Source organism: Kribbella sp. NPDC049227 (genome assembly GCF_043197265.1).
Taxonomy (GTDB): domain Bacteria; phylum Actinomycetota; class Actinomycetes; order Propionibacteriales; family Kribbellaceae; genus Kribbella.
The window spans coordinates 248,211-270,764 of record NZ_JBICST010000005.1 but is presented as its reverse complement, the minus strand read 5'-3'; the positions used below and the strand labels follow the sequence as shown (position 1 = coordinate 270,764).

Here is a 22,554-nt window from a genome sequence, read left to right as displayed (position 1 = left end):
CCATCATGTCGTGCGCGACGCCCGTGGACCACGGAACACCCGGAACCCGAGCCAGGCGCCGAGCGCCACGCCGATCAGATCCGCGAGTACGTCGAACGGATCGCCGTCACGCTGGGGCAGCAGGTAGTACTGCGCCAGTTCGCTGACGATCGCGTTCGCCACCAATGCCCCCAGCAACCAGCGCGCCGAGATCCGCAGCTTCAGCCCGAGGAACGCGACCGACCCGAACAGGAACATGTGGGCGAACTTGTCCGCCATCGGGATCCCGACGTGCGGACCCGCCTCCCGCGGCGCATAGACGCCGTACAGCTGCAGCAGGCAGGCCGCGACGAAGGCGGCCCGCCACGCCCACACCGCCACTCGCGAGCTGGTGTCCCCGGTCACCGTTGCCGTCATCTACAGAACCGGGGAGTCGTCCGGGAAGTTCTCGTGCGCCGGGGCCTTGCCGCCGGCCGCGTCGCGGACGGCGTGCGCCACCATGTTGTGCACCTCCGGGTGGAAGACGCTCGGCACGATGTACGTCGCGTTCAGCTCCTCGTCGGTGACGACGCCGGCCAGCGCCTTCGCGGCGGCCAGCTCCATCTCGATCGACACCTTCGACGACTGCGCGTCGAGCAGGCCGCGGAAGACGCCCGGGAAGACCAGCACGTTGTTGATCTGGTTCGGGAAGTCGCTCCGTCCGGTGGCCACCACCGCCGCGTGCTCACCCGCCTCCGCAGGGTCGACCTCCGGCACCGGGTTCGCCAGCGCGAACACGATCGCATCGTCCTTCATCGTCGCGATGTCCGCACCGGTGAGGATGTTCGGCGCCGACACCCCTATGAACACGTCCGCCCCGGCCAGCGCGCCCTTCAGGTCGCCGCTGTACTTGGCCGCATTGGTGTTCTCCGCGATCCAGCGCAGCTCCGGCGACAGGCCGTCGCGCTCCGGGTGGATCACGCCACCGACATCGGCGACGATCGTGTCCTTCACCCCGGCCGCGAGCAGCAGCTTGAGGATCGCCGTACCGGCCGCACCCGCACCGGACAGCACCACCCGCACGTTGCTGATGTCCTTGCTCACCACCCGCAGCGCGTTGTACAGCGCGCCCAGTACGACGACCGCCGTACCGTGCTGGTCGTCGTGGAAGACCGGGATGTCGAGTTCCTCGCGCAGCCGGGCCTCGATCTCGAAGCAGCGCGGCGCGGAGATGTCCTCCAGGTTGATCCCGGCGAAGCCCGGCGCGATCGCCTTCACGATCGACACGATCTCGTCCGGGTCCTGGGTGTCCAGGCACAGCGGCCAGGCATCGATCCCGGCGAACCGCTTGAACAACGCCGCCTTGCCCTCCATCACCGGCAGCGCGGCCTTCGGGCCGATGTTGCCCAGCCCGAGGACGGCCGATCCGTCCGTGACGACCGCGACGCTGTTGCGCTTGATCGTCAGCCGGCGCGCGTCCTCGGGGTTGGCCGCGATCGCCAGGCAGACCCGCGCCACACCCGGCGTGTAGATCATCGACAGGTCGTCACGGTTGCGGATCGGGTGCTTGGCCTCCATCGAGATCTTGCCGCCGAGGTGCATCAGGAACGTCCGGTCCGACACCCGGGCGATCTCGACTCCCGGTACGGCGCGCATCGCCTCGACCAGACGGCCGGCGTGCTCGGTGTCGGCGGCGGCACAGGTGACGTCGATCCGCAGCCGCTCGTGCCCGGAGGCCGTCACGTCGAGCGCGGTGACCAGACCGCCGGCCTGCTCGACCGCGGTCGTCAGCTTGCTCACCGTCGAGCCACCCGCGGGCACCTCGAGGCGAACGGTGATGGAATACGAAACACTCGGCAAGGCAGTCACGCCGGTGATCCTCTCACGTCACTGGTAAGGCTCCGAGGTTCCGTACGTTAAGTGCACAGCAGAACGCTGGGTAATCCTTTACTCGGCCGCTAGTCTTCCCCTCAGCGAAGGGAGGATCGGTGCCGACGATCAGTGATGTGGCGGCTCGGGCCGGGGTGTCCACGGCCACCGTGTCCCGGGCGCTGAACGGCAAGGCCACGGTCGACCCGGACCTGGCCGAGCGGGTCCGGACGGCCGCCACCGAGCTCGGGTACCAGCCCAACGGCCCGGCCCGGGCGCTGCGCCGCCAGGAGGCGGCTGTCGTCGCGCTGATCATCTCCGACGTCGAGAACCCGTTCTTCACCGCGCTCGCTCGCGGCGTCGAGGACGTCGCGCACGAGGTCGGCTACTCGGTCGTGCTGTGCAACTCCGACGAGAACGCCGACAAGGAGAACCGCTACATCGACATCGCGATCCAGGAACGCGTCGCCGGCGTCATCCTGTCCCCCAGCGGTACGGCGACCAGCGTCGCGAAGCTGGCAAGCCGGGGTACAGCGTACGTCGCCGTGGACCGCCCGCTGCCCGAGCAGGACAGCGACGCGGTGCTCGTGGACACCCGGCAGGCGGCGAAGCAGGCGACCGGGCATTTGGTTGCCCAAGGCTACGAACGGATCGGCTGCATCACCGGACCCGCCGGAGTACGGACGGCCGACGACCGGCTGGCCGGTTACCGGGACGCCTTGAAGTCCGCGAAACGCCGCACCACGACCAAGCTGGTCCGTCGCACCGAGTACAAGGCCGCCGGCGCCCGACGCGCCTCCCTCGACGTCCTGTCACAACCCGAGCCACCCGACGCTCTCCTGGTGGCTAACAGCGCCATGGCGGTAGGTGTCCTGCAGGCCCTCCAGGAGCTCCGCCTTCGCCCGGGCACCGACGTCGGCCTGGTCGCGTTCGACGACGCTCCCTGGGCCGAGCTGCTCGATCCCCCACTCTCGGTGGTCGCCCAACCGGCCTACGAGATCGGTGCGGTCGCCGCGCGGCTGCTGCTCGCGCGGATCACGGACAGCAGCCGGCCGCCGACCACCACGACGCTCGGCGCGCGTCTGATCGAACGGGCGAGCAGCGTGCAGCTCAACAGGAGGTAGGCCGGCTGCGCCGGCCGCTCCCCGCGTGTCCGGCAGCCAAAGGGCCGGCTGAAGCGGGGTACATCCTGTCGAGCTGCACACCCTGTCAGCCGGTCGGGTTCTCCTCGGCGTAGATCTTGGCCGCGTTGGAGGCGTCGATCAGACGTGTGGGCAGGGTCTGCGACTTCTCGATCGTGCCGCAGTCGACGAGCAGCTTCTTCGCCGCGGCGATCGCTTCCTTGCCGTTGGTCGGGTAGGTGAAGGTGGCGCTCAGCCGGCCCTGCTCGACCGCCTTGATCCCGCCGGACGGGATCGGCAGCGCGTCGATGCCGGTGAACTTCATCTCCTTCTCCCGGCCGACCGCCTTCGCGGCCAGGTACGCGCCCTCGGCCATCGGGTCGTTGTGGGAGTAGACCACGTCGATCTTCGGGTTCGCCTTCAGCAACGCGTCCATCTGGGCCTGGCCCTTCTCCCGCAGCCAGTCGCCACTCGCGGCGGCGATCACCTTGACCTTCGGGTTGCCCTTGATGCCGGCCAGGAAGCCCTCGTGCCGCTCGGCCTGCGGGGTGGCGCCGGCCAGCCCTTTCAGCTCGACCACGTTGCCACCATTCGGCAGCAGCTTCTCGGCGATGTACTTGCCTGCCTCGGTGCCGATCTGCACGTTGTCGCCACCGATGAAGCCGGTGTACGCGTCACCCTCGACCTTGCGGTCCAGCACGATCACCGGGATGCCCTTGTCGTAGGCCTTCTTCACGACCGCGGTCAGCGGCTTGGCCTCGTTCGGGCTGATGATCAGCAGGTCGATCTGCTGGGTGATGTAGTTCTCCACGTCGGCGACCTGCTTGGCGTTGTCCTGCGCCGCGTCGGCGAACTTGACCTCGAACTGCGGCACCGTTGCCGCGGCCGCCTTGATGTCGTCGTCCATCCGCTGCCGGTACGGCTCGGCCACGTTCGCCTGGCTCATCCCGATCGTGTACTTGCCGTCGGCCCCCTTGCAGGACTTCGACGCGCCCGCCTGCGGGCTGTCCGACGTCCGTTCGTTGGTCGTGCCACAGCCGGCCAGTACCAGGGCGGCGATCGCCGCGGCGGCCAGCGGAATCTTCACAGAGCGCATGGGAACCTTCCTCACGAGGTGGGGCGGAGTCGTTGCAGCGCGGCCGCGGCCACGATGACGAGTCCCTTGATCAGGAGCTGGATGTTGGAGTCGATGTTGTTCAGGGCAAGGATGTTGTTCAGTACGCCGAGCAGCAGCGCGCCGGCGACCGTGCCGGCGACCGAACCACGGCCACCGGCCAGGCTGGTCCCGCCGATCACCACCGCGGCGATCGCGTCCAGCTCGTAGCCGATCCCGTCGTTCGGGCTGCCCTGGTTCAGCTGGACCGCGTGCACGATGCCGGCCAGCGACGCGAGCAGTCCGCAGATCGCGAACACCGCGATCTTCACCCGCACGACCGGTACGCCGGACAACCGCGCGGCCTTCTCGTTGCCGCCGACGGCGTACAGATGACGGGAGAACGCACTGACCCGCAGGAACACGACGGCGGCGATCGCAACCACCGCGAAGATCAGCACCGGGATCGGCACCAGGCCGCCGAACGTCCGCTCGCCGAGGATCGCGAACGAGTCCGGCGCCTCGTGCGGACCATCGCCGTACGCGATCGCGACGCCCTGCCCGCCGGACCAGATCCGGGCCAGGCCGCGGGCTATCTGCAACCCGGCGAGTGTGACGATGAAGGACTGGATCCCGATCATCGCGGTCGCGACGCCCTGCAACGCACCGAAGACCAGGCCGATCGCGAGCACGAGGACGACGGACGGCAGGAAACCCCAGTCGTTCTCGACCATCAGGACCGCGGACCCGACCGCTGCCAGCCCTAGCACCGCGCCAACGGACAGATCGATGCCGCCGATCAGGATCACGAACGTCATCCCGATCGCGATGATGCCGATCTCGGACACCGCGCGGACCACGTTCGCCAGGTTGTCCGCGCTGATGAACAGGATCTCGCCGTCCTTGCGGGGCGAGAAGATGATCGCCGCGATAAACACGGCCAGCAACCCGAAGACGCTCTGGAACCGGAACAGCGTGGCGACCACTCCGCCGGAGGACTGCTCCACCGGCGTCGCCGCCACTGTCTCGTCCTGTACGGTCACTGGGCTCCTCCCACTTCTTCGAACACTTCGCCCTGTCCCATCGCGGCGGCGAGCAGGTCGCCTTCGCCGGAGTCCGCCGTACTGAAGGAAGCGACGTCGCGCCCGTCCCGCAGTACGACGACCCGATCGCAGACGCCGACCAGCTCCGGCAGCTCGGACGAGGCCAGCAGGACGCCGATGCCCTGGCCGGCGAGCTCACCGAGCAGGCGGTAGATCTCGGACTTCGCGCCGACGTCGACGCCGCGGGTGGGTTCGTCGAGCAGCAGCAACTTCGGCTCGGTCAGCAGCATCCGGCCGAACACGACCTTCTGCTGATTGCCGCCGGACAGCGTGCCGACCTCGTCCTGCAGGCGGCCGAACTTCAGCCGCAGCCGGTCCGCCATCCGCACCGACGCGGCCCGCTCCATCCGCCGCGCGATCACCCCCAGCCGCCCGTACGACGGGAGGCTCGAGACGACCGTGTTCGCGAGGATCGAGTGGAACAGGACAAGTCCGGACGCGCGCCGGTCCTCGGGGACGAAACCGATGCCGTGGGCAAGTGCCTGGCGTGGCCGGCGGGGGTGGATCTCCTGGCCTTGCAGGAGGATCCGGCCGGTCCGCGTGCCCGCCGGCGCGACGCCGTACAGGGTCTCGAGCAGTTCGGTGCGGCCGGCGCCGAGCAGGCCGGCCAGGCCGACGATCTCGCCGGAGCGAACGGTCAGCGAGATGCCGTCGGGGTCCCGGCGGCCGGGTCTCGGCCGGCGGCCTTTCAGAACGAGGTTGTCGACGCGGAGGAGTTCGTCACCGGTGTCGGTGTCGGGAGTGGTGAACATGGTCTGCACCGGGCGGCCGACCATCGCCTCGACGACCTCGGCAGTGCTCAGCGTACGGGGGTCGAAGCTGCTGACGATCCGGCCGTTGCGGAGGACGGTCGCGCGGTCGGCGACCTGAGCGATCTCCTCCATCCGGTGCGAGATGTAGACGATGCCGACGCCGGACCTGCGGAGTTCGCGGATGACCTCGAAGAGGCGCTCGACCTCGGCGGTGGTCAGGGCCGAGGTCGGCTCGTCCATGATCAGGACGCGGGCGTCGAGCGAGATCGCCTTCGCGATCGTGACGAGTTGCTGCTCGCCGACGCGCAACTCGCCGACCGGGCGACGCGGGTCGAGCTTGACGCCGCTACGTTCCAGCAGGGTGCGGGCCTCGCGCTCCATCCGTCGGCGGTCGACCGTCTTCAGCGCGGTGCGGAGTTCGCGGCCGAGGAAGATGTTGTCGGCGACCGACAGACCGGGGACGAGATCGAGCTCCTGGTGGATCATCGCGATCCCGGCCGACTGCGCGTCGGTGGGTCCGCCGAAGGCGACCTGCTGGCCGTTGATCTCGATCGTGCCGTCGTAGTCGGTGACGTCGCCGGACAGGATCTTCATCAGCGTGCTCTTGCCGGCGCCGTTCTCGCCGAGCAGCGCGTGCACCTCGCCCGCGCCCAGGGTGAAGTCGACCTCGCGGCAGGCCTGCACACCGCCGTACCGCTTCCCGATCCGGACCATCCGGACCAGAGCAGCGCCGTCGGCCATGACACCTCCGCGACCCGGTGAGTAATCGATTTCCCGGACGCTAGACCGCGCCCTCCCAGCCCGTCAACCCCTTACCACCAGGTCAACCCGAACCGTGACCCAGCTTCGAGGCCCGACGTACTGGAAGGGCAGCTGTTCGATCTGCATGGAAAGGTGGGTCAGCTTCCCGAGACCGACACCTTCGCGAAGAGCGGGCGGCCGCTCGGGGGCATCACGAAGTTCTGGACCCGGGAGCGGTGGGCGGAGTTGGAGGCGAGGTCGGCGGGGAAGATGCCGACTGCGTCGGTCCACAGCATCTGGCCGGCCAGCTCGTAGAGCTTCGGGCGCTGCGCCTGGTCGACGGACGAGCGGGCGTCGAGCAGCAGCTTGTCGACCGCAGGGTTGCAGTAGCCGTTGCGCTTCGCGGAGCAGACGTAGAGCCGGGCCAGGGTGTAGTCCGCGTCGCCGGTGCCGGTGACGTTCGTCTGCAGGTTCATGTCCCAGTTGAGCTTGCCGAAGTCCTCCAGCCACTGGGCGCGTTCCTTCTCCAGCGGCTTCACCGTGACGCCGATCTTGGCCCAGTCCGAGATCATCGCCTGCGCCAGCGCCCGGATGTTCGGACCACCTTCCAGCGGCCACTGCATCGACGTACTGAACCCGTCCGGGTAGCCTGCCTCGGCCAGCAACTGCTTCGCCTTCGCCGGGTCGTACTTGTACGGCGCCAGCTTCGGCGCACCGATGACGCCTTGCGCCAGCGGCGCCTGCGCCACCGACGCCAGATCACCGAACAGGTCCTTGACCGTGCCCTCGAGGTTCAGCCCGTACCACATCGCCTGCCGGACCCGCTTGTCGTTGAACGGCTTCCGGTTCGAGTTGAACCAGTCGAAGTAGTACGTCCAGCTCGGCGTCGTCTCGTAGCTGATCCCGCTGCTCCCCTTCACCTCACCGACCTGGTCCGGCGGGATCTGCGTCAGGACGTCGACCTCGCCGTTCTCCAGCGCAGTGATCCGGCCGGCGACCTCTGGGATGTTGACGAACTCCAGCTTGTTGAGCTTCGGCGCCCCGTCCCAGTACGTCGGGTTGGCCGCCAGTTCGAGCTTTTCGTCGGGCTGGAACGCGGTGACCGCGAACGGCCCGGTCCCGATCGGCTTGTTGAAGAACCCGTCGGTGTTGATCTTGTCCGCCGGCCCGATGAACAGCAGCGTGAGCGAACTCAGCAACGTACCGAGCGGCTTGCTCGTCTTCACCGTCACGGTCAGATCGTCGGTCGCCGCGAACGACGTCACCGTCTCGTACAGCGGAACCAGCGGGCCGTCGAGCTTCTTGTGCCGCTCGTACGACGCCACCACGTCCTTGGCCGTGAACGGCGTACCGTCGGAGAACTTCACGCCGGACCGGAGCTTGAACACCCAGGTGTCCGGGTCCGGGTTCTCCCAGGAGGTCGCCAGTACCGGGACGATCTTGCCGTTCTCGACCCGGACCAGCGGCTCCATGATCTGCTGGATCGCGGTCTGCACGGCCTCCTCACCGGCGAACTTGTGGGTGTCCAGCGACACCGGGAACATGGCCGGCGCGTAGCGCAGGATCTGCTCGCCGCCGCCGTCGGCGCCCGGCTCGCTGGCCGGCGAACACGCACTCAGCGCGGCCAGGGCGGCGACAGCCACCGCCGCCACGATTCGCTTCCTCAACACGGGGTTCTCCTTTGCAGGGCAGGGGTCACGAGGCGGTGTCGCTGGGAGGCCGCGTGAAGGTGTAGGTGGCGACGACCGGGTAGTGGTCGGAGGGCGCGCGGCCGTCGTGGAAGAAGTCGACGACCTCGCTGGTGCGGGCGGCGAGTGGGCCGCGGGCGAAGATCCAGTCGATCGCCTTGGGTGGTGAGGCGAGCGGTGACAGCCTGGTCCCGATCGGACCGGTGGCCACCGTCGGCACGACCGGGTGGGTCACCGGTGAGTGCCGGCCGAGTGCGGTGAAGCTGTCCAGGAATCCGGCGTTCCCGAGTTCCCACTGCGGTGGGCCGATGTCGTTGATGTCGACCGTGAACAGGCAGGCGCCGTCGCCGGCCAGCCGCTCCAGCGCCTCCGCGATCGCCCGGGCCTGGGTGACCCGGCGGTTGCGGTGGTCGGTCCGCTCGTCAGGGTGCCCGGGCCAGGTCAGGTGCGCCGTACTGAAGATCAACTCGGGGCCGTCGGCCGGGCGCAGCCGAACCCAGAACAGGCGCGCGTCCGGCGACAGGATGCCGACGTCCTCGGCGCCGTACTCGACGGCGGTGAACAGGTCGCGGCGCCACCAGAGGTTGCTCTGGGTCTCCCAGCCGGCTCCGCCGTCGACGCGTTCGTGTCCGGGCAGCACGTCGTCGATGAGCTTGCGGGTGGACGGGCGGAGCTCTTGTACGGCGAGCAGGTCCGGAGGGCGGGTCGTGAACAGCGCGGTCAACGCGGCCTGCCGCTGCTCGAGGTGGAAGTCCGCCCACAGGTTGTAGGTCATGGTCACGAAATTGAAGTTGCTCAAGGCAAGCGTCATGCCGGCTGCTCCTCGGTGGAGGCGATTCCCGACGTCGGGACGTTGTACGCCGTCAGCGTTGTTACTGCGAGTAAGTCGTCGACCTGGATCGTGGTGAGCGAGCAGTTGACCGGCGGATCCAGCAACACCTCGCCGCCCGGTGGCAGCCGCAACGTCGACGCCGTCGCGACTCTGATCGGCCCGCCATGCGTCACCACCAGAACCCGACGCGCACCCGAGCCGGCGATCTCCCGGATGGCATCCCAAACCCGTTCCCTCAACTGGGCGAACGTCTCTCCGCCGCCCCGGGCAACATCCTCCCCCCGACGAAACGCCTCAACCACCGCGGGCTCATCGGCGTACACGTCCTCAAACGTCCGCCCACCCCAACTCCCTACATCAATCTCCCGCCACCGCCGATCAACCCGCACCACAGCCCGACCGCCGTACCCCGACCACTCCCCACCCGCCGCATCCACCGCGCCCGCGGTGCGCGCCGCATCCGCGCCCGTAGTGCACGCCGCGTCCACCGTGGCCGTGGTCGGCAGGCTGTCGAGGTAGGGCTGGAGGGTCTCGGTCACGCGCTGGAGATCGCTGGCGACGATTTGATCAAAGACATCTGATCGCAAGTACTCGGCGGCCAGCTTCGCCTGCTGGCGACCGAGCGCGCTGAGGCCGGTGCCTTGCTGGCCCTGGTAGCGGTCCTCGGCGTTCCAGAGCGACTCGCCGTGGCGAAGCAGGACAAGTTCAGTACGGCTCATCGGGTGGCTCCGGCTAGTTCGGTGGCGAAGTGGCAGGCGGTGGGGTGGCGGTCGAGTCGGGTCTCGAGCGCGGGTTCTTCCTGGGCGCAGATGTCTTCGGCTTTCCAGCAGCGGGTGCGGAAGCGACAGCCTGACGGTGGATCGGCGGGTGAGGGTACGTCGCCGCCGATGATGATCGGTTCGCGTTCCGGTTTGGTCCACGGTTTCGGATCCGGGACCGCGGACAGCAACGCCTGGGTGTACGGGTGCAGCGGCCGCTGGAACAACTCGTCCTGGGTCGCGGTCTCCACCACACGCCCGAGGTACATCACCGCGACTTGATCAGAGATATGACGTACGACGGACAGGTCGTGGGCAATGAACAAGTAGGCGAGCCCGAGGTCCCGGCGGAGGTCGGCGAGCAGGTTGAGCACCTGGGCTTGCACGGAGACGTCCAGAGCGGAGACCGCCTCGTCGCAGATGACCAGCTTCGGGCGTAAGGCGAGCGCGCGAGCGATGCCGATCCGCTGCCGCTGGCCGCCGGAGAACTGGTGCGGGTAGCGCTTGGCGTGATCCGGGTTGAGGCCGACGCGTTCCAGCAGGTCGCGAACCTCGGCGCGGTGACGGTTACGGGGTACGACGTCGGGGTGGATCTCCCAGGCTTCGCTGATGATCTGCTCGACCGTGGCGCGCGGGTTGAGGGAGGCGTACGGGTCCTGGAAGATCATCTGCAACTGCCTGCGGACCCGGCGCATGGATGCCTTGGGCAACGAGATGAGCTCCTCGCCTTCGAACACGATGCTGCCGGACCGCGCCTTCTCCAGCCCGATGATCGTCCGCGCCACCGTCGACTTCCCCGACCCGGACTCTCCTACCAGCCCCAGCGTCCCCCCAGCCGGAATGTCGAACGACACCCCCGCCACCGCCTGAATCTCCCCCACCACCCGCCGCAACAAAGCAGACCTCAGCGGAAAAGAAGTCTGCAATTCCCGCACAGACAACAAAGGCGTCTCAACCGGCATCTGTCAGGACTCCTTCCGGGTGGTGGCAGGCGGTTTGGTGGAGGGGTGGGCGGGTGGGGAGGGGGCGGAGGTCGGGTTGGTCGGTGGTGCAGAGGTGGTCGGCGTAGTGGCAGCGGGGGTGGAAGGAACAGCCGGTGGGCAGCGACAGGAGGTCTGGTGGGGAGCCTTGGATGGGGGTGAGGCGGTCTCGGGGGCCGTCGAGGACGGGGACCGAGCCCATCAGGCCGGCGGTGTACGGGTGTCCGCTGTGTTCGTAGACCTCGCGGATCGGGCCCGTCTCCACGACGCGGCCGGCGTACATCAGTACGACGCGATCGGCGACGTCGGCGACGACTCCGAGGTCGTGGGTGATGAGGACCAGCGACATGCCCTCCTCGGACTGCAGCCGGGCGAGCAGGTCCATGATCTGCGCCTGCACGGTGACGTCGAGCGCGGTGGTCGGTTCGTCGGCGATCAGCAGCCGCGGCGACAACGCGAGCGCCATCGCGATCATCACGCGCTGCCGCATCCCGCCCGAGAACTGATGCGGATAGTCGTCCAGCCGCTTCGACGCCGCCGGGATCCCGACCCGCTTCATCAGGTCCAACGCGGCCGCCCGCGCCTCACGACGGGAGGCACCGCGATGCCGCCGGAACATCTCCCCGATCTGCGCACCCACCCGGAAGACCGGGTTCAGCGAGCTCAACGGATCCTGGAACACCATCGCGATCTCACGCCCGCGCAAACCCTTCGCGGCACCAGGCGTCAGCAGATCGCGACCGTCGTACGTGATCGACCCACCGGCGACCCGCCCGGCCGGCTTCGGCACGATCCCCATCACGGCCTGCGCGGTCACACTCTTCCCGCTGCCGGATTCACCCAGCAACGCAACGGTCTCCCCAGCGGCGACCTCGAACGACGCACCGTCGACAGCAGTCACCACACCACCAGAGGTGGCGAACTCGACGCGCAACTCACGCACACTCAACAAGGCCTTCATCACAGACTCCTCAGCCGCGGGTCGTACCGGTCCCGCAGCGCATCGCCGAGTACGCCGAGCGAGACCACCAGGAAGGCCAGCGCGATCCCAGGAATCGTCGAGATCCACCACGCATCGGCCAGATAGTTGCGACCGTTCGCGATCGTCACACCCCAACTCGGCGTACTGGCCGGAGTACCGAGACCCAGGAAGCTGAGCGAAGCCTCCGCCAGAATCACGTGCCCGATCTCAACCGTCGCCACCACCAGCACCGGCGCAACGCAAGCCGGCAACACCGACCGCGAAATCAGCCGCCACGTCCCGGCACCCAGCGTCCGCGACGCATCGACGAACTCCCGCCGCCGCGTCGACAGCGCCTGCCCACGGGCGACTCGAGCGAACGTCACCCAGTTCGACACCGCCAGCACGATGACGACGTTCACCACCGACGGCCCGAGCAGCGCCGCGATGAAGATCGCCAGCAAGATCGAGGGAAACGCGAGTTGAATGTCGGCCAGCCGCATCAGTACGCCGTCCAGCCAGCCACCGAAGTACCCGGCGGACAACCCGATCGTCACCCCGATCGTCCCGGCGAGAACCAGCGTCGCCAACCCGACCGCGATCGAGATCCTTGCCCCCTGCAACATCTGCGCGAACAGGTCCTGCCCGACCTGGTCCGTGCCGAAGATCGCGTACGACCCGTCGGACAACCGGCTGAACGGCGGCCGCAGCCGGTCGGCGGTCCGCGTGTCGACCGGGTTGTACCGAACCAGCCACGGCCCGAAGATCGCGGCCACCACATAGATCGCGATCACGATGAGGCCGAAGCGGATCCGGGCCGATCCGGCCCGCCCGCGCCGCTTGCTCGTCACCAGCGGCGCGGTCGCGGTGGTGAGGTCGAGTTCGGTCGAGGTCACGTCAGTCACCAGCCAGACGGACCCGTGGGTCCAGGAAACCGTAGAGGAGGTCGACAAGCAGATTGATCACCACGAAGATCGTTGCCACGATCAAGATCGAGGCCTGGACGACGCCGTAGTCGCGGCGCCCGATCGAGTCGATCAGCAGCCGGCCGACGCCGGGCCAGGCGAACACGGTCTCGACGATCACGGTGCCGCCGAGCAACGCGCCGAACTGCAGGCCGACGACGGTGACGATCGGGATCAGCGCGTTCCGCAACGCGTGCACGAGGATCACGATTCCTTCGCCGAGCCCTTTCGCCCGCGCCGTCTGCACGTAGCCTTCATGCACCACCTCGAGCAGACCGCTGCGCGTCAACCGCACGAGGATCGCCAGGAACGGCAGCGCGAGCGTGATCGTCGGCAGCACCAGATGCGACCACGTCCCGGAACCCGCGCTCGGCAACACTTTCAGACCACGCGCGAACACCAGGATCAGGACGATCCCGAGCCAGAACGACGGCGTCGACTGCCCCATCAGCGAGAAGACCGAGATCGTCCGATCCACCCAGCCGTGCGCCCGCAACGCCGCGATCACCCCGAGCGGCAACCCGATCAGCAATGACAGCAACAAGGCTGTGGTGGCCAGCTGGATCGTGGCCGGAAGCCGTTGCAGCACAAGGCTCATGGAGTCCGCGTTCAGCCGGAACGACTGCCCAAAATCCAGGTGTACGACGTTCACCAGGTACGTCGCGTACTGCTGGATCATTGGTTGGTCGAGGCCGAGCTGCTGGTGCATCGCGTTCACCTGCGCCTGCGTCGCGTCAGGTCCGAGAATCAGGTACGCCGGGTCGCCGGGAACGAGCCGCAGGACGACGAAGATGATGGTCACCGCGCCCCACAGCACGAACAGCGAGAACGCCACCCGCCGGACGACGTACGCCCCCATCAGACGCCGCTCCGCAGTACCGACACCACGCGCCGTACCTCCTCGATCGACCCCGTCTGGATCAGTTCGGCACCCAGCGCCCCCGCGCACCGCCCGTCGTTGTCCCGCACCGGTACGGCGACCATCCGCGGAAGCGAGGCGACCGGCCGGGAATTGTGCGCGAACCCGGACACCCGGATGCGCTGCAGCGTGACGAGAAGATCCGGCGTACCCGTCACCTGATCGGCAGGAAGCGCCGACAGATACGCGCGGCCGAGCGCACTCCTGTGCAGCGACACCGCGTGTCCCGGCTCGACGGGCGCGGCACTCGCACTGCCCGCCACCGCGGACACCTGCAACACCCGGCCGGCCATCTTCGGCAGCGGTTTCGCCAGCACGACCAGCCGGCCGAGACGGTCACCGAGGTCGGCCAGCGCCCGCTCCGGCCCGGCCCGTCCTCCGGATGGACGACGCAGCGCCGCCAACCCGTCCATCGCGGTGTACCGGTGGTCGTCGACCCGGCTCGCCAGACCGTGCTCGCAGAACGTGACCAGGATCCGGTGCACGGTGCTCTTGTGCAGGCCGACGGTGCCGGCCAGTTCGGTCACGCCGTACGGCCGGTCCTCGCGGTTCAGCTCCGCCAGCACGGTCAGGGCGCGGCTCAGCGACTGCATGGTGTCTCGATTCCGTGAACGTTAACGGTAGCGTTAATGCACCGTAGAAGCGTGGTATTTACGTGTCAATAGACCACCGTTGCTCAGGGCGGAACGGCCCGTTGACGGTCGATTCCCGTGAACGTTAACTTCACTGACCATCCACCTGATCCATCCTTTGGGAGGCACTGCGTGACGACATCCGATGCCCGGAGCGCGCTGCTGGCCGCCGATCCCCGGCTGTCCAAGTTCTCGCCGTTGCCGCGCATCCTGGCCTTCGACGAGTTCGACAGCGGGACGCACGGCTGGTGCGAGCTGCTCGGCAACTACAACGGCCGCGGCGACCTGAGCACGGTCGACGACCACATGCGGGACTTCCGGCCGCCGCAGTTGTCGGCCTGCAACTTCTTCGACATCGGCACCCACGGTGCGCTCAGCGGGACCTACGCGCTCAAGCTCGCCACCCGGCCGCACAAGGGCCACACCGCGGTCGCGATCCGCCGGCTCACCATGAGCGGCCGCGGGCTGGTGCAACTGGAGACGTACTTCGCCTTCAAGTCCGAGGCGACCCTCGGCGGAGGCTCCGAGCTCGACACCTTCGGCGACGTGCAGTGGGACGGCAACACTCACCCGTCCGAGGCGCAGTTCGGTGCGTTCACGGTCGCCACGGATCTGTGCGGCGACGGCGGACTGCGCTACCACACCGTCGCGCGCTACCAGAACACCGATCTGGACAACCACTTCACCCGGCGCTGGATGGCCCCGACGGTGCCCGAGCCGACGCCGCGCGAGCACTTCGAGGGCAAGGTGAAACTGGAGTACGCCGCCGACTTCACCGCGCCCAACCCCGAGGACTGGCAGCAGTTCGGCGAACCGCAGGAGCTCTGCTACAACGAGGTGCCGACCAAGGTGAACTGGCACTATCTGCGCTGGCTGATCGACACCGACAAGCGCCGCAACGTCGAGCTCCAGGTCAACGACCGGGTGATGGACATGAGCGACGTACCGGTGCCGCCGTACGAGGAACGCTACGAGACGCTGGAGAACCTGCTGAACTTCTACTTCTCGGTCCGCACCCACAGCAGCGTCAGGAACTTCCTCTTCCTCGACTCTGTCCTCATCTCGGTTGATTGGTAGGCCCATGCGACAGTCCATGACGGCGGTGCTGGAACGCGACACCACGTTCGACACCCGCTTCGCCACCGAGCCGTACGAGGTCGCCTGGGCCGGTGAGGCGCGCTGGTTCGTCCACCACGTCGGCGGCGACGGCACCGCGACGTACCTCACCCAGGTCTCGCCCGACGGCATCACCTGGTGCGATCTCGACGCCACCGAGCACCGCGTCGGGCCGGGCCAGCTGATCAGCTGGCCGGTCAGCGGGTTCGGCCACTGGCTGCGGCTGCGCGCCAAGGTCGACGGTTCGGTCCAGGTGCGGATCCACCTGGCTGTGAAGGCATAAGCTGCCCGAGGGGGTGAAGATGACGGAGGCACGGCGCCCGACGTTGCGGGACATCGCGGCAGCTCTCGGGCTGTCGGTGAACACCGTCTCGCGTGCGCTCGGGGACAAGGACAGCGTCAGCCCGAAGACCCGCGCGGCCGTGCAGGCCGAGGCGGCCCGGATCGGCTACGTGCCCAACACGCTGGCGCGGTCGCTCGTGCTCGGCTCGGCGATGACGCTGGGCCTCGTCATCACCAACCCGTCCAACCCCTTCTACGCCCAGTTGATCAGCAGCATCGAGCTCCGCGTCCGCGCCCAGGGGTACTCGTTGCTGCTGCTGGTCACCGACGAGAGCGCGGAGAACGAGCAGCGCGCCACCGAGGCGCTGCTGCGGTCCGCGGTCGACGGCGCCGTGGTCGTGCCGGTCCAAGCCGAGTGGGACCACTGGCGCCGCGTCCGTGACGCGGGCATCCCGTTGGTGTTCGTCAACCGTGATGTGCCCGAGCTCGACTGCGACATGGTCGGGGTCGACAACGAACGCGGCACCTACGAAGCGACCAGTCACCTGATCGCCGGCGGTGCGCGCCGCCTGCTGGTGCTGGAGGAGGACCTGCCGATCACGACGACCGCCGACCGTGTCGCCGGCTTCCGCCGAGCGATGTCCGACGCCGGTCTGAAGGTCAAAGACGACACGATCCGCGCCGTACCGACCAAGCGCTACGACTCCCTCGCCCTGCCGTGGCAGCCGGAGGAGGCTTACCGGTTCGCGCAGACCCTCCTGAGCGACCGTCATCCGGATGCCATCGTGACCGGGAACGACTACTTCGCCCTGGGTCTGCTGCGCGTGCTGGCCGAGCTGGGGCTGGCCGTTCCCGACGACGTCGCGATCACCGGGTACGGCGACCACCCCTACGCGGCGTACTTGCAGACGCCCCTCACCACAGTCCGCCTTCCGGCCGCCGAAGTCGGTACGACGGCTGTCGACCTGCTCATGCAGCGGCTCAAGAGCGGCGGGAGCGAGCGCCCGAGGAAGACACTGATCCGTCCCGAGCTCGTCGTACGCGCTTCTACTGCGACTCCAGCCAGGCTCTGACCGACTCGTTGTGCTCGCCGAGTCGTGGCGGCGGCAGGTTGGTCTCGCGGGCGCCGGCGTACGGCTGGTCGTCGAATCGCAGCGGCGGCCCGGGGAGCTGGATCCGGCCTAGCGTCGGGTGTTCGACATCGATCAGCAGGCCCTGTGACAGCGTCTGCTCCCACTCGTACACCTGCTGGAAGTCGCGGACCTTGCCGGCCGGAATCCCCTTCTCTGCAAGGCGTTCCAGCCACACGTCCGCCGGCGCGTGCGCGAACGCCGCCTCGATCGCCGCGGTCAGTTCGTTGCGATGGGCAACCCGTTGCGCGTTGTCGGCGAACCGCTCGTCGTCCGGATCCAGTCCGACGATCGGTGCGAACGTCCGCCACTGCCCCTGGCTGCCGACGGCGACCTGGACGATGTCGTCCGCGGTCGAGTACATCCCGTACGGCGCGATCTGCGCATGGTGGTTGCCGACGCGCTCGGGCAGTTCGCCGGCGACCGTCCACTTCGTCCCGTGGAACGCGTGCACGCCGATCACCGACGCCAGCAGGCTCGTCCGCACCACGCGCCCCTTGCCGGTGATCGATCGCTCGTGCAGAGCCGCCAGCGCACCATAGGCGCCGTACATCCCGGCCAGCAGGTCCGCGATCGGTACGCCGACCTTCGTCGGCTCGACGGCTCCGGTGACGCTCATCAGACCGCCCTCGCCCTGCGCGATCTGGTCGTACCCGGCCCGTCCGCCGTCCGGCCCGTCGTGCCCGAACCCGGTGATCGACAAGATCACCAGCCCTGGGTTGAGCTCGTGCAACCGCTCGACGGAGAACCCGAGCCGGTCCAGCACTCCCGGCCGGAAGTTCTCGATCAGTACGTCGGCCCGCCGGACCAGCTTGGTCAGGAAATCGCGGCCGTCCTCGGACTTGAGGTCCGCCGTCACCGATTCCTTGTTCCGGTTCGCGGACAGGAAGTACGTCGATTCGCCCTCGACGAACGGCGGTCCCCAGCCCCGGCTGTCGTCCCCGCCGCCAGGCGCCTCGACCTTGATCACGCGGGCGCCGAGATCCCCCAGCATCATCGCCGCATGCGGCCCGGCCAACGCCCGGGTGAGATCGACGACAACAACATCAGAGAGAAGGTTCTGCACCTGCCGAGCCTAGGGCCTCACCCGCCGGCCGGCCCCCGAATGAGACTGATCGCACCGTCGCTGTTCCGAAGAACGGGTAGTACTCAGGTCTGGCGGTCCGTCCGCCGCTCACCTGTGCGTGCCTCGCGGGAGACAGGGCGACTACTACCCGTTCTTCGGTACAGATCCCCCGACTCGCCGAGCCAGCGACGCCAGGCGGTGGGTGACGTCTCGGGGGCGTTCCTGCATGAGCATGTGGCCGGCACCGGGGTACATCCACAGCCGCGCGGTCGGAAGCTCGGCGGCCATCCGGTTGGCGTGGCGGGGCGGCAGCAGCCGGTCGCGGGTGCCATGCATGATCTCGACCGGGAGTTGCTCGAGGACCTTCAGGGCGTGATCGCGCTCGTGCTTGAGGATCGCTTCGAAGAATCCGCCGTACGACGGACCCGGCAGGCTCGCGAGGTCCGCGAGGAACAGGTCCACCTCGGCCGGGTCGGTCTTCTTCCCGAACACCAGTTGCCGCAGGGCGGGCCGGCGTACCCGGACCGCCATGTCCAGCGGCCGCGGTGCCCGGTGCGCACGTCGTTCGAGCCGAGTGCTGAGCAAGTTCATCGCGCGCGGAGCGAACGCCGCTGCCGTCGCGTCGAACCGCCTGGGGATGCCGAAGGCGCCCTCGGCGATGTGACCGGACGACGTACTGACCAGCGCCGCCGCCGCGATCCGCGAGCCGAACAGCTCCGGCCGCTGGTCCGCGAGCGCCATCAGCGTCATCCCGCCCATCGAGTGACCGGCGTACACGACAGGTCCGTCGCCGACGACCGTGTCCAGCACGGTCTCGAGGTCGTCGGCCAACTGCTCGATGCGCATCGACCCTGCCGGTGCGGCGTCCGACCGGCCGTGACCGCGGTGGTCGTAGGTGACTACGCGGACGCCGTTCGGCCCGAGGATCCTCGGCAGCTCCTCGACCTGGTTGTGCCACGACCGCGTCGAACAAGTCCAGCCGTGCACGAGCAGGACAGTCACCGGCGCATCCGGTGATCCGGTCGTCTCGACGTTCAGCCGTACGCCGTCGGTCGTGGTCACACCGGACCGTTCCGCCTGGATCGTCACGCAGTCTCCCGTTCCCGTTCACCGGCGGCCAGGTGGGCGGCACGCAGGCGTCCACCGCGGGCGCCGCGCCCGACCAGCCAGGCGATGCCGGCGATCTCGAGCAAGCCGACCACGCCGAGCAGGGCGTAGCCGCCGTTCCACATCCATCGTGGCACGTCGGTCCGCTCCTCCCGCCGCAGCACCTGCTGCTCGTTGACGAACTCGACCGTCTGCCCGTTCGACACCTGCACGGCCGGCTTCTCGATCGCCAGGTCCTCCGGCGCGTACACCCACATCGCCACCAGGTCGCGCTGACCCTGGTGCAGCCGGATCATCGACTTCCACTTGCCGAACATCGGCAGCGCGTCCGCCGACCGATAGGTGCCATCGGCCACCTTGACCATCGGGTGCGTCACCAGCCCGCCGCCCTGCCAGGCCATCGCCTCGAACCACCGCGCACCGTCCGCCGCGTCTCCAGGCTGCAGCTTGACCGTGACGTACGCCGTCGGCTCGGCCCCCGTGGCCACCCGCTCCAACGACACCGTCCCGGTCACGCCCGCCTCCGCCGACCGCGGCACGCAGAAGAACACCGTCGCGGTGACCGCGGCCAGTCCGACCGCGCCCAGTTGATGGGTACGGCGGACCGCCTTCGACCGCGCGTTGCGGATGCCGATCGCACGCTGCTCTCCCGCGACCTCGGCGTACCGGGTCGCCAGCCAGGCCCCGACGAGCCCGGCTCCGATCCCGGTCACGACGCCGTACCCGAGGGCCGACGGGAGCATCGACGACGGCCACGCGATCGGCATCCAGGTGTGGCTCCAGGTGTACTCCGCGACCACCCCGACGGTCCCGATCAGCGCGCCGGCGACGGCACCGAGGCGGAAGCGATTCTTGTTGCCGAGGGCAAACGCCGCGAGCTCGACCAGGGCAGCCTCGACGATCAGCAGCGGGAAGTGACCGAGGATCTCGCCGAGCGGCTGGTCGACCGCCCAGGCAATGCCGCCGCGGATCACCAGGTACACGGCCAGCGCGGCGAACGCCGTACCCGGACCACGTCGCGCCCGCAGCACCGTGAACGCGAGCGCGGCACCGAAGACGATCAGGATCGGCTGCAGGATCAAAGGAAACTGCGGAACGCCGTAGTTGAACTCGGTGCTGAACAGATCCCACGCGATCAACAGAGCGCCGACCGACACGATCTCCTGGAACAGGCGGCGCTTGTTGGTGCCGATCAGCTGCTCCACCTCAGCGAGCGCCAGCAGCCGCGCGAAGATCGAGAAGACCACGCCGCCGATCATCAGCAGGTGGGTCGGTCCCCAGAGGGTGACGTCCTCACCGAACAGGCGGTGCCACAGATCGTCCAGCGGGAAGCCGACCAGTGCGAACGTCCCGCACACGGTGACGAGCGCGGCACTGCACGGGATTCGCCAGCCCTTGGTGAGCTTGATCGTGCGGGCCGGCAGCGGCTTGCGGGCCAGGGCGATCGGCAGTACGCCGGAGATGATCACGCCGAGGATGCCGAAGAAGATCGGGTAGTGCGCCGGCGTACCGAACGGGCCGGTGTCGCGACCGCGGTCGATGTGCACCGCGATGTCCCACCAGACGCCGAAGGCGCAGGCAAGCAGCGAGACGGCGTGCAGGTACGGCGTCAGCGCGGCCCATCGGGGGACTCCGTCCAGTCTCCCGATGGTGTCCGCAAGCCGTCCAACCAGCGTGACGGGTCCGGTCCGTTCCCGCCACAGGAGTACGGCGAGTGCGACGTACATCAGTCCGACCAGGCCGGTGACGATCGCGATCTGGTCGAACGTCGCGGTTCCGGTGGTGGCCAGCGGGATCGCCATTCGACGGACTCCTTCATCGCTCATGCGCCATGGCTGATGTTACATCTTCTATGTAACGTCGGATCTGGAAGACTGTCAACCGTGGAAGCACACGACGAGGAGCTCACCGTCGATCAGCTCGCCGCCGAGGTGGGGATGACGGTCCGCAACGTGCGCGCGTACGCCGGACGCGGCCTGATCCCGCCGCCGCGGCTGGTCGGCCGGACCGGGTACTACGGTCACGACCACGTCGCCCGGCTGAAGCTGGTCCAGGAGCTGCTCAGCAAGGGCTACACACTGGCCGCGGTCGAGCGGATGATGGGCGAACTGCCGGACGGCGCGATGGCACTCGGCGTCTTCGAGACCCTGGTGAACCCGTGGACCCCGTCCGAGCCGGAGGTCCTGGACGAGTTCCAGCTGGCTGAGCGGGCCGGCGTACCGCACGATCCGGCGGTGATCACGCGGCTGGTCGAGCTGGGGATCGCCGAGCGGCAGGACGACGGCCGGCTCCGGATCCCGAACCCGGATCTGCTCCGGACCGGGCTCGAGGTGATCAAGCTCGGCGTCCCGATGCAGGCGATCTTCGAGATGCTGCCCAAGCTGTTCGCCCAGGCCGACGCGGTCGCGAAGACGTACGTCGAGCTGTTCCGCAGCACGGTGTGGCGCGAGTTCAGCGACGCCGGGTTGCCCGCGGAGGGATGGCCGGAGATCCAGCGCACGCTGGAGAACATCATCCCGCTGGCCGGGCAGGCCCTGGTCGCGGCGTTCCGGGAAGCGATGGCGCGCGAGATCGAGATCGTCGCCTACGAGGAGCTCGGCCTCGACCCGAAGGCCCTCCCCTCAACCGGCTAGCGCTCTGGTGTCCTGGGCGGCCAACGCCGCGAGTCGGTCGAAACCACGCTGGGACGCGGCGTCCGCGGCCCGGTAGACGATGAGCCGCTGACCGGTGTCACCAAGCGGCGTGAGTACGTCGTACTCGATGGTCAGCGAACCCACGTCCGGATGGTTGAGCCGCTTGCGGCCGTTGTTCTGCACCTTCACGTCGCGCCGGGACCACAGTTCGGCGAACTCCTCGCTCTCCTCGCTCAGGGAACGGACGAGCTCACCCAGGTCCTGGTCGTCCGCATGCGCCGCCCACGCGGCCCGCAGGTCCGCGATCCCTTCGCGGATCACGCGTTCGCGGTCGGTGTAGAACGTCTCGAACGCCGGCTCCAGCGCGCACAACCACATCACGTTCCGCCGCTCCGGCGCGACGTCTGCGAAGTTGAGCATCAGCAGGCACATCTCCGCGTTCCACGCACAGATGTCGAAGCGGTGATTGAGCAACATCGCCGGCAGCGGCGACATCGCCTGCACGAGCGCGGCCAGCGAACCCGACTCAGGCTGCGGCTGGCGCCGTACCGCGGTCCATTGCTTGGTCAGGTCGAACACGTATGCGTGCTCGTCGTCCGACAATCGCAAGGCGTCCGCGAGCGCCTCCAGCACCTCCGGCGAAGGCCGCAGCCCTCGCCCCTGCTCCAGCCGGATCACGTAGTCCACACTCACGCTGGCCAGCTCAGCGACCTCTTCCCGCCGCAGCCCAGGCGTCCGCCGAGCTCGCCCGCGCTCCGCCAGGCCCACCTCGCCAGGCGTCAATCGCTCCCGGCACCCGCGCAGGAAGACCGCCAGCTCTTGGGCAACGTCAACGCTCATGGGCCCAC

22 protein-coding genes are annotated in these 22,554 nt (G+C 68.5%); 5 read left to right on the top strand and 17 right to left on the bottom strand.

Features of this window, described 5'->3' with window-relative positions; translation table 11 throughout:
• Positions 1-3 precede the first annotated feature (3 nt).
• Both ACGFH6_RS23515 and ACGFH6_RS23510 read right to left on the bottom strand, forming a co-directional pair.
• The gene (locus ACGFH6_RS23515) at positions 4-396 is read right to left on the bottom strand and encodes a VanZ family protein (RefSeq protein ID WP_393387445.1); all 393 of its coding nucleotides are present in this window, start codon (positions 394-396) and stop codon (positions 4-6) included.
• Complete coding sequence (locus ACGFH6_RS23510; protein WP_393387442.1) at positions 397-1,827, bottom strand: NAD-dependent malic enzyme; 1,431 nt, start codon at positions 1,825-1,827, stop codon at positions 397-399.
• A 119-nt stretch (positions 1,828-1,946) separates the two neighbouring features.
• On the opposite strand from ACGFH6_RS23510, the gene ACGFH6_RS23505 reads away from it, so the two are divergent.
• On the top strand, positions 1,947-2,951 hold the full coding sequence (locus ACGFH6_RS23505; RefSeq protein ID WP_393387439.1) for a LacI family DNA-binding transcriptional regulator: 1,005 nt from the start codon (positions 1,947-1,949) through the stop codon (positions 2,949-2,951).
• 85 nt (positions 2,952-3,036) lie between these two features.
• On the opposite strand, the gene ACGFH6_RS23500 is transcribed toward ACGFH6_RS23505, so the two are convergent.
• From ACGFH6_RS23500 to ACGFH6_RS23450, 11 genes are all read right to left on the bottom strand, one after another.
• Positions 3,037-4,044 (bottom strand): substrate-binding domain-containing protein, encoded by a 1,008-nt coding sequence (locus ACGFH6_RS23500; protein WP_393387436.1) that lies wholly within the window; start codon positions 4,042-4,044, stop codon positions 3,037-3,039.
• Positions 4,045-4,055: 11 nt separating this feature from the next.
• Positions 4,056-5,084, bottom strand: coding sequence for an ABC transporter permease (locus ACGFH6_RS23495; protein ID WP_393387433.1), 1,029 nt, complete (start codon positions 5,082-5,084; stop codon positions 4,056-4,058).
• On the bottom strand, positions 5,081-6,637 hold the full coding sequence (locus ACGFH6_RS23490; protein WP_393387430.1) for a sugar ABC transporter ATP-binding protein: 1,557 nt from the start codon (positions 6,635-6,637) through the stop codon (positions 5,081-5,083). The genes ACGFH6_RS23495 and ACGFH6_RS23490 overlap by 4 nt, the downstream gene beginning before the upstream one ends.
• A gap of 158 nt (positions 6,638-6,795) precedes the next feature.
• Positions 6,796-8,307, bottom strand: coding sequence for an ABC transporter substrate-binding protein (locus tag ACGFH6_RS23485; protein WP_393387427.1), 1,512 nt, complete (start codon positions 8,305-8,307; stop codon positions 6,796-6,798).
• Between the two features lie 25 nt (positions 8,308-8,332).
• A complete protein-coding gene (locus ACGFH6_RS23480; protein ID WP_393387424.1) occupies positions 8,333-9,136 on the bottom strand; it encodes an endonuclease/exonuclease/phosphatase family protein in 804 nt (267 codons plus the stop codon).
• A complete protein-coding gene (locus ACGFH6_RS23475; protein WP_393387421.1) occupies positions 9,133-9,876 on the bottom strand; it encodes a histidine phosphatase family protein in 744 nt (247 codons plus the stop codon). Before ACGFH6_RS23475 ends, ACGFH6_RS23480 begins: the two co-directional genes overlap by 4 nt.
• Positions 9,873-10,877, bottom strand: coding sequence for an ABC transporter ATP-binding protein (locus tag ACGFH6_RS23470; protein ID WP_393387418.1), 1,005 nt, complete (start codon positions 10,875-10,877; stop codon positions 9,873-9,875). Before ACGFH6_RS23470 ends, ACGFH6_RS23475 begins: the two co-directional genes overlap by 4 nt.
• Positions 10,867-11,856 (bottom strand): ABC transporter ATP-binding protein, encoded by a 990-nt coding sequence (locus ACGFH6_RS23465; RefSeq protein WP_393387415.1) that lies wholly within the window; start codon positions 11,854-11,856, stop codon positions 10,867-10,869. Before ACGFH6_RS23465 ends, ACGFH6_RS23470 begins: the two co-directional genes overlap by 11 nt.
• Positions 11,856-12,761, bottom strand: coding sequence for an ABC transporter permease (locus ACGFH6_RS23460; RefSeq protein ID WP_393387412.1), 906 nt, complete (start codon positions 12,759-12,761; stop codon positions 11,856-11,858). The genes ACGFH6_RS23465 and ACGFH6_RS23460 overlap by 1 nt, the downstream gene beginning before the upstream one ends.
• Positions 12,754-13,680 (bottom strand): nickel ABC transporter permease, encoded by a 927-nt coding sequence (gene nikB, locus ACGFH6_RS23455; protein ID WP_393387409.1) that lies wholly within the window; start codon positions 13,678-13,680, stop codon positions 12,754-12,756. Before nikB ends, ACGFH6_RS23460 begins: the two co-directional genes overlap by 8 nt.
• The gene (locus tag ACGFH6_RS23450; RefSeq protein WP_393387406.1) at positions 13,680-14,333 is read right to left on the bottom strand and encodes a helix-turn-helix domain-containing protein; all 654 of its coding nucleotides are present in this window, start codon (positions 14,331-14,333) and stop codon (positions 13,680-13,682) included. Before ACGFH6_RS23450 ends, nikB begins: the two co-directional genes overlap by 1 nt.
• Before the next feature lie 171 nt (positions 14,334-14,504).
• On the opposite strand from ACGFH6_RS23450, the gene ACGFH6_RS23445 reads away from it, so the two are divergent.
• The 3 genes from ACGFH6_RS23445 to ACGFH6_RS23435 are packed head-to-tail and all read left to right on the top strand — an operon-like array spanning position 14,505 to position 16,843.
• Positions 14,505-15,449 carry a DUF6772 family protein gene (locus ACGFH6_RS23445; RefSeq protein ID WP_393387403.1) on the top strand — a complete coding sequence of 315 codons (945 nt, stop codon included), beginning with the start codon at positions 14,505-14,507 and terminating at the stop codon, positions 15,447-15,449.
• A gap of 4 nt (positions 15,450-15,453) precedes the next feature.
• Positions 15,454-15,771, top strand: coding sequence for a hypothetical protein (locus ACGFH6_RS23440; protein WP_131364503.1), 318 nt, complete (start codon positions 15,454-15,456; stop codon positions 15,769-15,771).
• Positions 15,772-15,790: 19 nt separating this feature from the next.
• Positions 15,791-16,843, top strand: coding sequence for a LacI family DNA-binding transcriptional regulator (locus tag ACGFH6_RS23435; protein WP_393387399.1), 1,053 nt, complete (start codon positions 15,791-15,793; stop codon positions 16,841-16,843).
• On the opposite strand, the gene ACGFH6_RS23430 is transcribed toward ACGFH6_RS23435, so the two are convergent.
• From ACGFH6_RS23430 to ACGFH6_RS23420, 3 genes are all read right to left on the bottom strand, one after another.
• Positions 16,818-17,966 carry a CaiB/BaiF CoA transferase family protein gene (locus ACGFH6_RS23430; RefSeq protein WP_393387396.1) on the bottom strand — a complete coding sequence of 383 codons (1,149 nt, stop codon included), beginning with the start codon at positions 17,964-17,966 and terminating at the stop codon, positions 16,818-16,820. The genes ACGFH6_RS23435 and ACGFH6_RS23430 overlap by 26 nt on opposite strands.
• A gap of 144 nt (positions 17,967-18,110) precedes the next feature.
• Positions 18,111-19,055 carry an alpha/beta fold hydrolase gene (locus tag ACGFH6_RS23425; RefSeq protein ID WP_393387393.1) on the bottom strand — a complete coding sequence of 315 codons (945 nt, stop codon included), beginning with the start codon at positions 19,053-19,055 and terminating at the stop codon, positions 18,111-18,113.
• Complete coding sequence (locus ACGFH6_RS23420) at positions 19,052-20,875, bottom strand: hypothetical protein (RefSeq protein WP_393387390.1); 1,824 nt, start codon at positions 20,873-20,875, stop codon at positions 19,052-19,054. The genes ACGFH6_RS23425 and ACGFH6_RS23420 overlap by 4 nt, the downstream gene beginning before the upstream one ends.
• Before the next feature lie 81 nt (positions 20,876-20,956).
• Between ACGFH6_RS23420 and ACGFH6_RS23415 the strand changes: the two genes are divergently transcribed.
• Positions 20,957-21,706 (top strand): MerR family transcriptional regulator, encoded by a 750-nt coding sequence (locus ACGFH6_RS23415; RefSeq protein ID WP_360445193.1) that lies wholly within the window; start codon positions 20,957-20,959, stop codon positions 21,704-21,706.
• On the opposite strand, the gene ACGFH6_RS23410 is transcribed toward ACGFH6_RS23415, so the two are convergent.
• Positions 21,695-22,546, bottom strand: a complete 852-nt coding sequence (locus tag ACGFH6_RS23410) for a helix-turn-helix transcriptional regulator (protein WP_393387387.1) — start codon at positions 22,544-22,546, stop codon at positions 21,695-21,697. The two genes, ACGFH6_RS23415 and ACGFH6_RS23410, sit on opposite strands and share 12 nt — an antisense overlap.
• Between the last annotated feature and the right edge of the window lie 8 nt (positions 22,547-22,554).